Source organism: Priestia filamentosa, from assembly GCF_900177535.1.
Lineage (GTDB): Bacteria > Bacillota > Bacilli > Bacillales > Bacillaceae_H > Bacillus_I > Bacillus_I filamentosa.
In genome coordinates, this window is sequence record NZ_FXAJ01000004.1 from 68,695 (window position 1) to 82,887 (window position 14,193).

13 protein-coding genes are annotated in these 14,193 nt (G+C 35.7%); 6 read left to right on the plus strand and 7 right to left on the minus strand.

Annotated features, from left to right (window positions below; all coding sequences use genetic code 11):
* Window positions 1-109 precede the first annotated feature (109 nt).
* Together B9N79_RS16530 and B9N79_RS16535 are read left to right on the plus strand one after the other, a co-directional pair.
* Window positions 110-1,861, plus strand: coding sequence for an ABC transporter ATP-binding protein (locus B9N79_RS16530; protein ID WP_046216703.1), 1,752 nt, complete (start codon window positions 110-112; stop codon window positions 1,859-1,861).
* Window positions 1,858-3,861 (plus strand): ABC transporter ATP-binding protein, encoded by a 2,004-nt coding sequence (locus tag B9N79_RS16535; RefSeq protein WP_046216704.1) that lies wholly within the window; start codon window positions 1,858-1,860, stop codon window positions 3,859-3,861. The genes B9N79_RS16530 and B9N79_RS16535 overlap by 4 nt, the downstream gene beginning before the upstream one ends.
* 30 nt (window positions 3,862-3,891) lie before the next feature.
* Here B9N79_RS16535 and B9N79_RS16540 read toward each other — a convergent pair whose 3' ends face one another.
* Window positions 3,892-4,515 carry an NAD(P)-dependent oxidoreductase gene (locus tag B9N79_RS16540; protein ID WP_019393930.1) on the minus strand — a complete coding sequence of 208 codons (624 nt, stop codon included), beginning with the start codon at window positions 4,513-4,515 and terminating at the stop codon, window positions 3,892-3,894.
* A gap of 287 nt (window positions 4,516-4,802) precedes the next feature.
* Complete coding sequence (locus tag B9N79_RS16545; RefSeq protein ID WP_019393929.1) at window positions 4,803-5,018, minus strand: alpha/beta-type small acid-soluble spore protein; 216 nt, start codon at window positions 5,016-5,018, stop codon at window positions 4,803-4,805.
* 266 nt (window positions 5,019-5,284) lie between these two features.
* Here B9N79_RS16545 and B9N79_RS16550 point away from each other — a divergent pair, with 266 nt between their 5' ends.
* Complete coding sequence (locus B9N79_RS16550; protein WP_019393928.1) at window positions 5,285-5,503, plus strand: hypothetical protein; 219 nt, start codon at window positions 5,285-5,287, stop codon at window positions 5,501-5,503.
* A gap of 365 nt (window positions 5,504-5,868) precedes the next feature.
* Here B9N79_RS16550 and B9N79_RS16555 read toward each other — a convergent pair whose 3' ends face one another.
* From B9N79_RS16555 to B9N79_RS16570, 4 genes are read right to left on the minus strand one after another with little or no spacing between them, the layout of a single operon-like run.
* On the minus strand, window positions 5,869-7,032 hold the full coding sequence (locus B9N79_RS16555; RefSeq protein WP_040057194.1) for a YheC/YheD family endospore coat-associated protein: 1,164 nt from the start codon (window positions 7,030-7,032) through the stop codon (window positions 5,869-5,871).
* The gene (locus B9N79_RS16560) at window positions 7,029-8,360 is read right to left on the minus strand and encodes a YheC/YheD family endospore coat-associated protein (protein ID WP_040057193.1); all 1,332 of its coding nucleotides are present in this window, start codon (window positions 8,358-8,360) and stop codon (window positions 7,029-7,031) included. The genes B9N79_RS16555 and B9N79_RS16560 overlap by 4 nt, the downstream gene beginning before the upstream one ends.
* Window positions 8,353-9,426 (minus strand): YheC/YheD family endospore coat-associated protein, encoded by a 1,074-nt coding sequence (locus B9N79_RS16565; RefSeq protein ID WP_019393925.1) that lies wholly within the window; start codon window positions 9,424-9,426, stop codon window positions 8,353-8,355. Before B9N79_RS16565 ends, B9N79_RS16560 begins: the two co-directional genes overlap by 8 nt.
* A gap of 17 nt (window positions 9,427-9,443) precedes the next feature.
* Window positions 9,444-10,772 (minus strand): YheC/YheD family endospore coat-associated protein, encoded by a 1,329-nt coding sequence (locus tag B9N79_RS16570; protein WP_019393924.1) that lies wholly within the window; start codon window positions 10,770-10,772, stop codon window positions 9,444-9,446.
* A gap of 215 nt (window positions 10,773-10,987) precedes the next feature.
* On the opposite strand from B9N79_RS16570, the gene B9N79_RS16575 reads away from it, so the two are divergent.
* From B9N79_RS16575 to B9N79_RS16585, 3 genes are all read left to right on the plus strand, one after another.
* Window positions 10,988-11,353: a YlbF/YmcA family competence regulator gene (locus B9N79_RS16575; protein WP_019393923.1), complete on the plus strand. Its 366-nt coding sequence runs from the start codon at window positions 10,988-10,990 to the stop codon at window positions 11,351-11,353.
* 118 nt (window positions 11,354-11,471) lie between these two features.
* Window positions 11,472-12,347 carry a Cof-type HAD-IIB family hydrolase gene (locus tag B9N79_RS16580; RefSeq protein WP_026009688.1) on the plus strand — a complete coding sequence of 292 codons (876 nt, stop codon included), beginning with the start codon at window positions 11,472-11,474 and terminating at the stop codon, window positions 12,345-12,347.
* A gap of 102 nt (window positions 12,348-12,449) precedes the next feature.
* Entirely contained in the window at window positions 12,450-13,949 is a 1,500-nt protein-coding gene (locus B9N79_RS16585; RefSeq protein ID WP_040057192.1) for a coproporphyrinogen III oxidase, read from the plus strand.
* A gap of 30 nt (window positions 13,950-13,979) precedes the next feature.
* Here the strand turns inward: B9N79_RS16585 and B9N79_RS16590 are convergent, their stop codons facing one another.
* The gene (locus B9N79_RS16590; RefSeq protein ID WP_019393920.1) at window positions 13,980-14,165 is read right to left on the minus strand and encodes a YhzD family protein; all 186 of its coding nucleotides are present in this window, start codon (window positions 14,163-14,165) and stop codon (window positions 13,980-13,982) included.
* Window positions 14,166-14,193 lie beyond the last annotated feature (28 nt).

A 14,193-nucleotide genomic window follows, 5' to 3' on the forward strand; every position in this document is an offset into this window, starting at 1 on the left:
AATAATAAAGTCGTTTTCTTTTGAAAGATAGGTAAGGACATCGCTATAAAAGACGATGTCTTTTTTTATGGCAGATATTATCCATAAAATAACAGGGAGGAGAGAAGGCATGTTTTCAGTTTTAGGTAAACTATCATGGTTTTTTAAAAAGTATTGGAAAAGGTATACAAGCGTCCTGCTCTTGCTACTTTTAGCAAGTATTTTAGATGTCCTGCCGCCTAAAATACTTGGAGTCGTAATTGATAGCATTGGCGCAGGCACGTTAACCTCTCCCTTTTTAGAAAATAGGATTTTCTTTCTAACAGCGATTGCCATTATCGTTTATATCATTACCTACATTTGGATGCGTCAGCTTTTTGGAGGTGCTAATATTCTTGAGCGCGTTTCACGAACTAAGCTGATGAACCATTTTTTAAAGATGTCTCCTCCTTTTTATGAGCGTAACCGAACAGGAGATTTAATGGCGAGAGCAACAAACGATGTGAAAGCAGTTGCTGCAACAGCTGGATATGGAATTTTAACACTTATTGATTCAACCGTTTTTATGCTTACAGTTCTTGTCATGATGAGTGTAACAATTAGTTGGAAGCTTACAATTGCTGCTGTTCTTCCTTTACCGATTATGGCTTTTTGTATTAGTAAACTCGGTACAAAAATTCATCATCGCTTTATTAGAGCACAAGATGCTTTTGGAAAAATGAATGACAAAGTTCTTGAAGCTGTAGAAGGAGTACGGGTCGTTCGAGCTTATGTTCAAGAAGAACATGAAATAAAGAAATTTCATGAAATGACAGAGGAAGTTTACAACCGAAATCGCGAAGTAGCTCAAATTGATGCCCTTTTGGCCCCACTTGTGAAAATTTTAGTTGGTGTAAGCTATTTAATTGGGCTTGGATATGGAACATATCTTGTCTTTCATAGAGAATTAACACTAGGGGAGCTTGTTTCGTTCAATGTTTATCTTGGAATGATGATTTGGCCCATGTTTGCCATTGGAGAACTCATTAACATAATGGAGCGCGGAAATGCGTCCGTTGATCGTGTAAATCAAATTCTTCAGCAGAAAGAAGATATAAAAAATAATGCTATTCTTCAGCATGTAGAAGTGCCAGCTCCAATTGAATATAAGCATTTATCTTTTTCTTACCCTACATCACCAAAACCTGTTTTAAACAATATCTCATTTACGGTCTATAAAGGAGAAACGATTGGGATTGTTGGTCGAACCGGAAGTGGGAAAACAGCGCTTATTCAACAGCTTCTGCGTCAATATCCGCTTGGCTCAGGAGATCTTTTAATAGGAAATGTACCAATTCAGCATATTGCTTTAGAACGTTTGCAAAGTTGGATTGGATATGTCCCACAGGAGCATGTCCTGTTTTCAAAAACAGTAAAAGAGAACCTCTTGCTTAGTAAAGAGACGGCAAGCGATGAGGAGGTAGAAGAAGCAATAAAATTGGCTGCTTTTGATAAAGATATCCCGTTTTTAAGCAAAGGACTTAATACGCTTGTTGGCGAAAAAGGCGTGGCGCTTTCAGGAGGGCAAAAACAGCGTTTATCAATTGCAAGAGCTCTTTTACGTAATCCTCAAATTCTCATTTTAGATGATTCTTTATCTGCTGTTGATGCAAAGACAGAAGAACAAATTATTCGCAATCTAACGAAGAAACGAAAAGGAAAAACAACATTTATCATTACGCATCGTTTATCAGCAGTTGAGCATGCTGATCATATTTTAGTGCTTGAAGATGGGCGTATTAACCAGGAAGGAACACATAAGGAACTGAAACAACGAGAAGGATGGTACAGAGAGCAGCACATAAGGCAGTATTTAAAAGAAGAAAGTGAGGTGAAAGGATGAAAACAACAAGTCGTTTATGGAACTATGCGTTAACACAAAAGAAACTTATTATACTTTCTCTGCTCATGTTAATTGTAGCAGTTTCCTGTGAGCTTTGCGGTCCATTTCTAGCTAAACGAATGATTGATTATCATATCTTAGGAATTGAAAATGGGTGGGTCGAAGTAGATGAAAAAGATGGAGCGGTTCACTATAATGATGCATGGTATGAAAGGCGGGACAGAGTTCAACAGTACAAAAATAGTGACGTTGCAGAAGTCCTATTAGTTGGGCACACTTATTACTTTGTTCCTGAAGAAGTTCAAAAAGGTGGCGCTCGCTCTGTTGAAGATGGAATCTTAACAGTAAAGAGTGATAAGAAAGAGAGTCAATATAAAGCCGAAAAGTTAACAGGAAATGAAGTCCTTTCTTTTTATAAGGAAGAAACAAAACCAATTGTTTTGTTAATGGGCGTGTACTTTTTCCTTCTTGTTGTAGCATCTGTACTCCACTTTGGTCAGCGCTACTATTTGCAGGTTAGTTCCCATCGCATCATTCAAAAGATGAGAGAAGACGTCTTCTTTCATGCTCAGAAACTTCCTGTATCGTATTTTGACCGTTTTCCAGCAGGACAAATCGTTTCACGCATTACAAATGATACAGAAGCAATTAGGGAACTTTATGTGACCGTTCTCGCCACGTTTGTAACAAGCATCGTCTATATTATAGGAGTTTTTGTTGCGCTGTTTATTTTAGATCCGAAACTAGCTTTTGCCTGTTTTGTTATCTTTCCTATTCTTTTCATTTGGGTTGTTCTTTATCGTAAGTTTGCTTCTCTCTACAATTACCGAATTCGCACAAGAATTAGTGAACTGAATGGGTCTATTAATGAATCAATTAACGGAATGACTATCATTAGAACCTTTGGAAAACAAATGATGTTTCAAAAAGAATTTGAGAATATTAATAGAGATCATTTTACTTATCAAAACAAACTCAACTCTTTAAATGCCTTAACATCGTATAATCTTGTGGGCTTTTTACGAAATATTACGTTCGTTCTTATTATCTGGTATTTTGGAGGAGGATCTATTAATGGAGGAAGCATCATAACAATTGGAATTTTATATGCTTTTGTTGATTATATTAATCGCCTCTTTGAGCCTCTTACAGATATTGTTAATCAGCTTTCGAATTTAGAGCAAGCCCGTGTTTCTGCCTCGCGTGTGTTCGAATTTTTAACAGAAGAAGCGGAGAAGTATGAAGTTGGAAAAAGAAAGAAGTTTGTAGGAGAAGTAGCTTTTCATAACATTTCATTTGGCTATAAGGAAGGAGAGGAAGTGCTACATAACATTACGTTTAAAGCACAGCCAGGAGAAACAGTGGCGCTTGTTGGACACACTGGATCAGGTAAAAGCTCTATGATGAATATCCTTTTCCGCTTTTATGATGTTCAAAAAGGGAAAATTACCATTGATGGAGAGGATATATCAACGATCTCGAAACAAGAACTTCGAAAAAACATGGCTATTGTTTTACAAGACCCCTTTTTATTCAGCGGAACAGTTAAGGGAAACATCACGCTTAATGAACAAAATATTGATGATAAAAAAGCCTTTCTTGCTATTAAAGCTGTAGGGGGAGAAGGCATTGTACGAAAGCTAAAAGGCGGAATGAATGCACCTGTCACAGAGAGGGGGACGATGTTTTCAACAGGAGAAAGACAGCTTCTATCATTTGCTCGCGCTCTTGCTTTTAATCCGTCTATCCTAGTTCTCGATGAAGCAACAGCAAATATTGATACTGAAACAGAAAGCGTTATTCAGCATGGACTTGACGTATTAAAGGAAGGAAGAACAACGTTTATTATTGCTCATAGACTTTCAACAATTAAAGAAGCAGATCAGATTCTTGTTTTAGATAAAGGAAAGATTGTAGAGCATGGAAATCATGAAGAACTGATGAAAAAAAGAGGCATCTATTATGGGATGTATAAAACACAAAAAGGAGAAGCAAGTTAAAAAAAGGAAAGCCCATTGGCTTTCCTTTTTTTAATAGCAAATACCAACACGGCAGTAAGGGTAATTGCTTTCTAATAGCTCGTTATAAACAAATTTCGCTGTATCACCTGCTGTAATGAGCTTTCCGTCTTTTGGTAGCATGTTCTTCTCAGCTCGAATTACTTGGTCTGTTTCGTCTCCATCTGGAAGATATGTTGGACAAACAATAGTCCACTTTAAAGAAGTATCAGCGAGAGCTTTATATACTTTTAGATGTTCTTCAGCTGCTCGAGTTGTTTTCCGTTTTGATTCACTTGATTGGAACCGATACAAAGCAGGTTGCAAGCGAGATTGTAATATCCCTGCTGTCCCAACTGTAACAATCTTAGAAATATCATATTCATACATTGCTTCAATAATATGAGGTATTGCAACACTTAATGTTGTAGCACCATCTGTATTAAGCGCACTTAATATAGCATGAGTATCTCTTATTGTATTTTTTACATCTTGACTATTTTTAGCATCGCCTTTCACTATTGTAAGAGACTTATGAGCTTGTTTTATGCGATTTTCATCTCGAACAAGTGCAGTAACTTCATGTCCTTCTTCAATAAGTTTATTGAGCAGGGAAGAACCAACTCGACCAGTTGCTCCGAATAAGGCAACTTTCATTTTATTCACCTCTTTGACTTAAATTTAATGTTTGTCAGCTTATCATACAGCCAAGAAGAATGATGTAAAAGAAAAGGCTCTTTTCTAGAAGTAAAATGTTTATTATGTATACTGATGTCGAATCTACACTAAGATTGTACTACTTTGTTACTTTTTTGTACATTTTTAGGGGGACTGAAAATTGACGATTAACGGTAAATCCAATATAAGTAAAAACAAAAGGAGCCCTAAGCAACCTTAGGGCTCCATATCCAATATCATTCATTTGTAGAGGGAAATCTTTAGATTTATTTGTAGCTTCCACCAAGTTGTTGCTCAGCCATTTGTACTAAGCGTTTTGTGATTTCGCCACCAACAGATCCGTTAGCACGAGAAGTTGTGTCTGCACCTAATTGTACGCCAAATTCGCTAGCGATTTCATACTTCATTTGTTCAAGAGCTAATTCTGCACCAGGTACAACCAGTTGATTAGTATTGTTGTTACGAGTTTGGTTTTGTGGCATTATTACTCATCTCCTTAAATTTGTTTAAAATGGTTGGGTTCACTGGAATTGAACCAGTCTAATAGAGGAACCAACTTCCTGTAACCCAGTGTGTAAATGTTTGTTTCTGTAAGTTTGTACTCCTATTATGAGAGACTATAAACAATACTATGCATATCTTTTATTTGGTAAATATTACAATAATGAAAAGGGTGAATTTTACTAAGAGTAATGTGAAACATTTTCGAACATATTAGAGGTAAATAAGGAATTGTGAGGAGAAAATGATGTGTCCACTTTGTAATGGATTTAAAGAATGTGATTATATTTGTTCAACATGTGGTCATCTTTTAAAAGACATGGGAAGAATAACAGATTATTTAGATGAATACAGCGCATACGTAGACTTTGATGATACTAAAAATGTTGATGGAAAAGTAAGTCATGCGTGCTGTCATCTTCTTTATTGTGAAAATTGTAATCATGAACAAAAGGTATTTCTTTAGGTTAAAGTACACTTTACATTAAACAAATCATACTTCCAGATAGGAGATAACTTCTTAGTATTGTTTACATTTGGGGGATAACGCTAAGCTTGTCCTTAATAAGGTAAGAAATATTTCTTCACTCAGAACATGTCTTGCAAAATAAAAAGAAATGTTTTTATCAATTACAGTATTATTCTATGTTTGGTTATTGTTGTATATATAGGCACAAGAAAGAGGAATATCCTGCTTTCTACAACTTTTATACGTTTGGCATACTGTTTGTAAATATGCTTTGATTTTAAAGTTGTTATCTATGTATAGGCTAAAAGAGAAAAAATTCTCTTTTAGCTTTTGTTATCTAGCATAAAGATGAAGAGAAAAAACTATAAAAATGAAAGTTCGATAAATAAATTGTGCAAGTTTTCTGCACCTTTTGTTCGGATGTGTTCTTCATCAAAAATCATCGGTTTTGCATTTAGTTCAAGTACATAATACCGATTGTCAGGTGTTTTTAACATATCGATTGAAAATTCTCCAACAAAAGGGTGATGTTTTATAAGCTGTTCTCCACAGTAGTGAGCAATCTCCTCTACTTGCTTTATGTTAATCTCTTGGTGAATATCTTCAAATGGAATAATTTTCCCGCCTTTTGGAACGTGAGTTGTCAAAGATTGAGTTCCAGCTTGCCTAACGCCAATTCCACTTATAAGGAACTTATTAGCCGATCGGTGCATAAGAAGGCGGAGGTCATATCGTTTGTCTTGAAAAGAAGCCGAAGGAAGTGCTTTTTGCAGAATGACTTTGTTATGTTTATGAGCAAGTTCTTTTTCGTGAAAATCGTTAAAAGTTTGATATGTTCGTGTTTCGATAAAGTCTTCAACAATATAGACATTTTCTTTTATCTCTACTACGAAAATTCCTTTTCCCTTTCGGCCGTGAATTGGTTTTACGTAAATTTTCTTATGTGTTTTTAAAAAATGTTGTGCTTCTCGCTTTGATGTAAAGAACAAAGTAGGAGGAATATGACGTTTTAAAAAAGGATGAGAACTTAAAATATCATGCATATCTTCCTTTGAAAAAAACGCTTTATTGAAGAATGGAATGTTATATTTCTTTAAAGTTTTAAATAAGCGCTGAACCGTTTTTTTCTGCTCATATTTTCTAGAAGAAATACGGTTATATACAACGTCAGGGAGCGGCACTTTTACTTTTTTCCATTTTTCTTGATAGAGAATATAGCCAGAAATAGATTCGTCTTTAAAAGACTCGGCAGTGAAGAAGAATGGAAATGCACGACTGTTAGTGAGAACGGTATGAAGATGAAGAAAATATTCATATGGTACTTCTTTGTTTGTTTTAAGTTGGCGAGGCGAGATTAGAATACCGATAAGAGGACCGAGACGATTTTGATACAATTTAACAGAAAAAGAGTAGGAAAAAGGGTCACCATCATATGCTTTTTGTAAAAACTTTTTACCAAATAAAAGAGAAGAAGCTTCTTTGTGGAAAAAGCATTCTTTCTCTTTATTATAATAGAGAAAAGTCATAGGATTACAGCCTCTGTTCTTTCCAAAGATTCCTTCGTTAAGAAAATAGCAAAAGAGTACAGCATTTGACGTGTTTTTACGTCTTGCTCATGAAGGATAGGATACTTAAAAATAGAACGCCCTGGTCGCGAATTTGCTTCGAAAAGATATAATTCTTCATTTGCATCCATTCCAAAATCAAACCCAATCTCCCCAATCGTTCCATCTAACGTTTTTTGAAGATGTTTGCTAAGCGTTAAAGCAGCTTCTGTAAGTTTCTTCTCGACCGCTTCAGTGCGTTCTTTAAAAACGTCTTCTAGTCTTTTTACATAGCCACCATTTCTAAGATGTGTTGTGATCGCATCTTCTCCACTTACTTTAATTGCTATTGCTGTAACTTCCCACTTTCCATCCTCATTTCGGTTTGTATGAACTCGAAAATCAAAAGGGCTATTATTGTAAGATAATAATGACATTTTCTTCTGAATAATATAAGGTTGTGTCAATTTATGTTTTTTTAAGAAGTTAGTGAGCTTTTGAAAAGAAGAAAAAACTTCGTTTTGACCTAAATCCTTACTTTCACAATGATATCCTTCACTTGTTGCTTCAATAACAAACATTCCTTTTCCTAAGCTTCCATGAATAGGTTTTACATATACATGGCCATAAGAGCTAAGCATTACTTTTAAATCAGAAGGGGTTGAAAAAAGCCTTGTTGGCAAGAGCCATCGACTCTCTAATTTTCCTAACGATTGATACGTATCCCATTTGTTAAAAAAGGTCGGGTTAAACCAAGGAATATCATATTCTTTTTGAAGTTTTTCTTTTACTTTAAGAAGTGTATTGTCTTTTTCAATTTTACGATTTGGAAGGCGATCATATATAACATTTGGAAATGGAACCTTATGTTTGATCCATCCGTTTCTACTGTAGAAGTATCCTGTTACAGTTCCATCAGTGAAATCTAAATCAGAATGGCGAAAAATAAAAGCAGAACACCCTTTTTCCTTTGCACTTGTTAAGAGTTTGGCAAAAAACAGTGAACGTTGAGCAACTGGACGAAGCATAGAAGAGGTGAATCCAGCTGTGAAAATACCAACGAGAGGGCCGATATATAGAACATGATCTTTCACAAAGAGATGAAGCGTTACTTTTAATTTCGGGAAGGACAAAGCTGTTGCAAGATCTTGTGAAATTAATAAAGTAGGTTTTTCATGAAAATGAATTTGACATGATACCATTTTTGTTCCGTATGCAATTCTTTTAATATTGTTCTTTTTAAACCGTATAGGAGCATACACGATTTGTGAGGAAGCTGTTGTAAGATGAATGTCTACTTTTTCAGGCACGCTGCTCAACTCCTTTTCGCTGTTCTAGAAAGCGTATATAAGCAAATGGTCTATCATAAATTTGCTCAAGTTCTTTTTTTGTTAAAATTGAAGAAATTTTTCTGCCTGGTTTTGAATTTATATCAATTACAAAGAGGTGACCATCTTTTGTAAATGCAATATCAATTCCAAGTTCAAAAAGAGGGCCAAAAGCATAATCAAGCGTCTTAGGCAAAGTTTCCACAATATCTTCTAATGCTTTTTGCACAGATAGCCTAGTTTTATGGTCGTAAAGGTAGAGGCTGTCAATGAAAGACGAAATCTTTCCACCTTGACTTAAGTTTGTTAACAGCGTTCCTTTTTTGCCTTTTCGAATAGCTCTCACACTCTCAATCCAGGTCTCATTCTTTTTCTGTACAAGAAGGCGTATATCAGATGGTGAACCGCTCCATTGCATATTGAGGTATGGTTGAATAAGGTAACTTTCTGTAAGGAGTTTTCCGTATAGCCAACTTATAAACTCATCATGGGCTGAAAAAGAATTCACGTTCACTTTGCCACTATGTTGCGTATAAACGTGAATTTTCTCTTGGAGTGTAATAAACAAAATCCCTCTTCCGCCGCTTCCACAAATCGGTTTTAACACAATCTCTCGGTCCGTTTTCAATCTCTCATATACATCAGCCGGTGTGTTAGGAAATGTTGTATATGGAATGTGAAAAGAGAGGCTTTGATGCTGCTGTAAAGTGCTGAAAACCTTCTTTTTATTTGGGAGACCATAGCCAAGAAATAATATATCATGTTGATTTTTTAGCATTCTCATGTTTCGTTTAGCTCTCTTTGAACTTCTGTCATTTTTATAAAAGCATCTGTCATAAAGATAAGAGGGGATAGGAAATACGTCTTCAACAAAATCATGTTCTGAATTGTCATAGCGAAGTCCATGAACATTTTGGTCTTCTACCGAATAGCTGTCAGGCGTAAAGCGATAAAAGGTGATGTTGTGAAGATGAGCACGTTTAGCAAGCTTATAGGCGTAGTCTTTTTCTTGTTGAAGAGATAATGTGATAAAACCTAATGAAGTCATTGTCTTCACTCCTTTTACTAAAAACCGCTTAACCTGCAGCAGTAACGCACAAGTGCTTTTGTAGATGGTCTTGTTTGGCCGTTTTCGGTTAGAAAAAAGCGCTTGGAAGGCTTTGTGTTTACTTCAATAAGCCAAAGCGATCCATCTTCATCAAGTGCTAAATCAAGACCGAATTCTCCATACAACCCTTCATTTTGGGCGCAGAGGCAGTGACAAATTTCAAGTGAAAGTTCGCGTAGAAGTTCAAGTAGATGTTTCATTTCACGATGAGGATAAAAGGTTTGTAAAAGGTCTTTAATTGGCATAAGATCTCCACCCTGTGAAAGGTTGGAAACAAAGCTGCTTTTTTTAGAAACACGAGCTACCATTGAAGTAATACCCCATTTATCTTCTTGTTTTCTATGACACAAGATTCGAAAGTCAAATGGTCGGTTATCAAGCTTTTTTAATGAAAGAGTTTCTTGAAGTAAATAGTTTCTCTTCTTGAATTTTGGATATAAATTTTTATATAACTTAGTGAAATTATCATATATTTCTCTTTCACCTGTTTCAGCACAATCAACAAGGTATGTGCCGCTTCTTTCTTGTACTTTAAAAATCTTCTTCCCTTGACTTCCATTAATAGGTTTTAAAAATAGAGACCGATGAGCACTAAGAGCGTTCATCAAATCCTCTTTATTTTGAAGATAATAAGTCATAGGAAGGAAAGGTGTTAAATGCTCATATTGTGATAAATGCTCATGTACAAACCATTTGTCAAGAAAGCGATGATTGAAAAAAGGAATGCCCAGGGATGAGGTGTCTTCTTCAAATTTTTCAAATACTGCTTCATTTTCTTTTTTTCGACTATGAACTCTATTGTGTATAACATTTGGAAGGGGAACATGGTCATATTCAAAATCTTCATCTTTTATTACATAGCCAAAGCATTCTTGACTGTTCCAATGTTTAAACGTAGTTACAAAAAACAACCCACCTATTTCACAGCAATAATCGTGCATTTCTTTACAAAAGTCGGATAGAGAAGGCGGAATAGATCCTTCCTTTGATAAGTTGGTCACAACTGTAATAACAGGACCAAAGAAAATCTCTTCATTGATAATTTTTATTTGAAGAGAGAGAGAATTAATTGGCAAACGAAGCATTGTAAAAAGGGAAGAAGAGAAATAGACCGTATCCTCTTTGCTTTCAAAAACAGCCACCTTTGCTTTTGCTTTCTGCTTTCCTACGTAAACGTTTGTATAGTTAGATAGCTGCTGTTGTTGTGCAATATGGCTTGGTATCCAAACCGTATTTTGAAGCTCTTTTGTTGATGATAATTGAATCGCTACAGTTATTGGTTTCATTGTCAATCCTCATTTAAAAAGAAATTAGGCGAATGTTGATATATCGTATGAATAAAACAAACTATCGGTGAGAAGAAGAAAGGAAAAAGAAGCAATTTCCTTTCTTGTTTTCACTGTTTAGTGGGAAAAAAACCTCAAAGGCTGAAATGTATAAAATAGTTTGTTATAGTAGAGAAGGTAAACAAAAGCCTAAACTAAGGTAGGAGGATTTTTTTATGACTAATGTATACGATGTAGCGTACGAATTAGAAAAAGCAGTACGTGAGAGTGACGATTACAAAAACTTGAAAAAATTATATGATGAAGTGAACGCAGACGAATCAGCAAAACGTCTTTTCGATAACTTCCGTAACATGCAACTTGAATTGCAACAAAAGCAAATGACTGGCCAAGAAATTTCTGAAGAAGAAGTTCAAAAAGCTCAGCAGACTGTTGCAATCATTCAACAGCATGAAGCAATTTCAAAATTAATGGAAGCAGAACAACGCATGAGTGTTCTTGTTCAAGAGCTAAACAAAGTTATTATGAAGCCACTTGAAGAGCTTTATGGTAATCCAGAAGATTCAAATTCTGTTCAATAATAGAAAAGAGGAGTCGCAGAAGCGGCTCCTCTTTTCTTATGAAGCATAAACGCGCCATATACATCATATTCATTACTAATCAGTCAGCAAGCAGACACCGAGGAAAGAAGGAGATGTAGTGATGTATCGCTTATTAGCATTGAATATTGATGGAACGATTTTGAACAATCAAGGACGTTTGACAAAGGAAACTAAAGAAGCTATTGATTATGTTAAGGATAAAGGAGTCTACGTAACAGTTGTGACAAATCGTCATTTTTCATCCGCTAAAAAAATCGCTAAAACATTGCGTCTTCATAAAAATCAACTCATAACTCACAGTGGAGCATTCATTGCTTCAAATGTCGATAAACCAACATATGAGCGTAGAATATCTGAAAATAAAACGTTTAACCTTGTTCAAGTGCTTGAAAACTTTGATTGCCATACGAGAATTCTACATGAGAAATTTTCACTCGGAAACCGAGTGAAAATTCATAATCAAGTGATGGCCAAGGCTGTATTAAAAAGTAATGAACCACTTTTTTATCCTATTCAATTTGTAGAATCACTAGGGGAAACACTTCGAGACAATCCAGTTTCTGCACCTAAAATCGAGCTTTATTTTCAAAGTCAGTATGAAAAAGAACAGGCAGAGCGTACGATTGCGTCGGCTTTTGATATTGAATGGATTTCATATCCAAATGAGCCTCGAGCATATATAGTTGAGAAAGGGACTTCAAAAGAACATGGGGTCTATTATGTTGCAACACAGCTAGGCATCTCGCTTGAAGACGTTGTAGCAATTGGAAACTGCTATGATGATCTTGGTCTTGTAGAGTCTGTGGGCCTTGGAGTAGCAATGGGGAATGCACCAGATAAGGTAAAAAAGGCTGCAGGGTGGATAACGCGTTCAAATAATGAGAATGGAGTTGCTTACATGGTAAAAGAATTGTTCCGTAAGCAACCCCGTATTGGCTATCTAGAGAAGATTGCTTCTCTTGATAAGCATTGACCTTTCATAGCTCTTTCGCTAAACTGAAAGAAGCTTAATAAAGAGAGCAGAAGTGGTGCATATTGTACCACTTTTTTCTATCTATAATGAAAGGTGATTACTTTGAACATTTTAATTAAAGGCCTTAATGATGAGCGTTTTGGGCGTCCATTGCAACTTATTAGCGACTTGTTTTTCGAAGAAAGTTTTGTAACATTTGAAGAAGAAAAAGAAGCTGAGTATAAGATTCATTTTGCCATTAAAACAGATGACAAAGTGAGCGTAGAAGGAACAATCTCTGAAAATGGAAATGAAAAAGCTTTTTCTGCTTCTTTTGAAAATAAATTTGAAGAAGAAAGCGAAAAAGAGCATTTTAAAATGGTAAAACGAGCTGTTTCTTATGTATATTTAATGCTTTTGCAGCATGTTACAGAAATTGAACAGCCGTGGGGAATTCTAACAGGAATTCGTCCAACAAAACTTTTACATAACAAGCTTCGAGAAGGGATGACAAAAGAACAGGCACATGAAGAGCTGAGACGAGACTATCTCATCACAGATGAAAAAATTCAGCTTATGCAACGTATTGTGGATCGCCAGCTTTCTATTGTGCCTGATTTATATGCATTAAAAAAGGAAGTAAGTATTTATATCGGTATTCCGTTTTGCCCAACAAAGTGTGCCTACTGTACGTTTCCGGCGTATGCGATTAACGGCCGTCAAGGATCTGTTGATTCTTTTTTAGGTGGTCTTCATTATGAGATGAGAAAAGTGGGCGCATGGCTTACAGAACAGAATATTCCCATTACAACCATTTATTATGGTGGAGGAACACCAACGAGTATTACCGCTCGTGAAATGGACATGCTTTATGAAGAAATGTATGAAGCGTTCCCCAACTTAAAATCCGTTCGTGAAGTAACTGTTGAAGCAGGAAGACCTGATACTATTTCAGAAGATAAGCTCGATGTGTTAAATAAATGGAATATTGATCGAATCAGTATTAATCCACAGTCATATACACAAGAGACGTTGAAAGCAATTGGACGTCATCATACAGTAGAGGAGACAATTGATAAGTTTCACCTTGCTCGCTCATTAGGAATGAAAAATATCAATATGGATTTAATTATTGGGCTTCCTGGAGAAGGAACAGCAGAGTTTCAACATACACTCGGGGAAACTAAAAAGCTTTTACCTGAATCTCTTACAGTTCACACACTATCGTTTAAAAGAGCTTCTGAAATGACCAAGAACAAGCAGCGCTATAGAGTAGCGGATCGGGATGAAATTACTGAGATGATGAAAATGGCAGAAAACTGGACAAACGAAAATGGATATGAGCCATATTACCTTTATCGTCAAAAAAATATTTTAGGAAATTTAGAAAACGTAGGCTATGCATTTAAAGGACAGGAAAGCATTTACAACATTATGATCATGGAAGAACAGCAGTCCATTATCGGCCTTGGCTGTGGGGCATCAAGTAAATTTGTTGATCCTACTACAGGGAAAATTACAAGGTTTGCAAATCCAAAAGATCCAAAATCATATAATGACAGCTATGAGCATTATACAAATGAAAAAATTCGTTTGCTTCACGAACTCTTTGATAGAAAATAAGAAAAGTCCCTTCTTTATAGAGGGACTTTTTTAGCGATTAAATAGCACAAGTTTACCAAGAGATGAAACACATCGGTATGTTTTATGCTCATAGTTCAAGTCTTGAAGACGTAGGGCCCCTATTTTCTTCGCCTCTTTTTCATTTTCTGCCTCAAAGGTTTCATCAAGAAGCTTCTCACCAGAAGACTCATAAACGGTTAGTGTATAAGCTTTCATAACATTCCTCCTTTTTTCTTATGTATGT

Excerpts from the sequence above, each read along its gene's own strand:
- B9N79_RS16530 (WP_046216703.1), top strand. The coding sequence starts at position 110 with ATGTTTTCAGTTTTAGGTAAACTATCATGGTTTTTTAAAAAGTATTGG.
- B9N79_RS16535 (WP_046216704.1), top strand. The coding sequence starts at position 1,858 with ATGAAAACAACAAGTCGTTTATGGAACTATGCGTTAACACAAAAGAAA.
- B9N79_RS16540 (WP_019393930.1), bottom strand. The coding sequence starts at position 4,515 with ATGAAAGTTGCCTTATTCGGAGCAACTGGTCGAGTTGGTTCTTCCCTG.
- B9N79_RS16545 (WP_019393929.1), bottom strand. The coding sequence starts at position 5,018 with ATGCCACAAAACCAAACTCGTAACAACAATACTAATCAACTGGTTGTA.
- B9N79_RS16550 (WP_019393928.1), top strand. The coding sequence starts at position 5,285 with ATGTGTCCACTTTGTAATGGATTTAAAGAATGTGATTATATTTGTTCA.
- B9N79_RS16555 (WP_040057194.1), bottom strand. The coding sequence starts at position 7,032 with ATGACTTTTCTCTATTATAATAAAGAGAAAGAATGCTTTTTCCACAAA.
- B9N79_RS16565 (WP_019393925.1), bottom strand. The coding sequence starts at position 9,426 with ATGACTTCATTAGGTTTTATCACATTATCTCTTCAACAAGAAAAAGAC.
- B9N79_RS16570 (WP_019393924.1), bottom strand. The coding sequence starts at position 10,772 with ATGAAACCAATAACTGTAGCGATTCAATTATCATCAACAAAAGAGCTT.
- B9N79_RS16575 (WP_019393923.1), top strand. The coding sequence starts at position 10,988 with ATGACTAATGTATACGATGTAGCGTACGAATTAGAAAAAGCAGTACGT.
- B9N79_RS16590 (WP_019393920.1), bottom strand. The coding sequence starts at position 14,165 with ATGAAAGCTTATACACTAACCGTTTATGAGTCTTCTGGTGAGAAGCTT.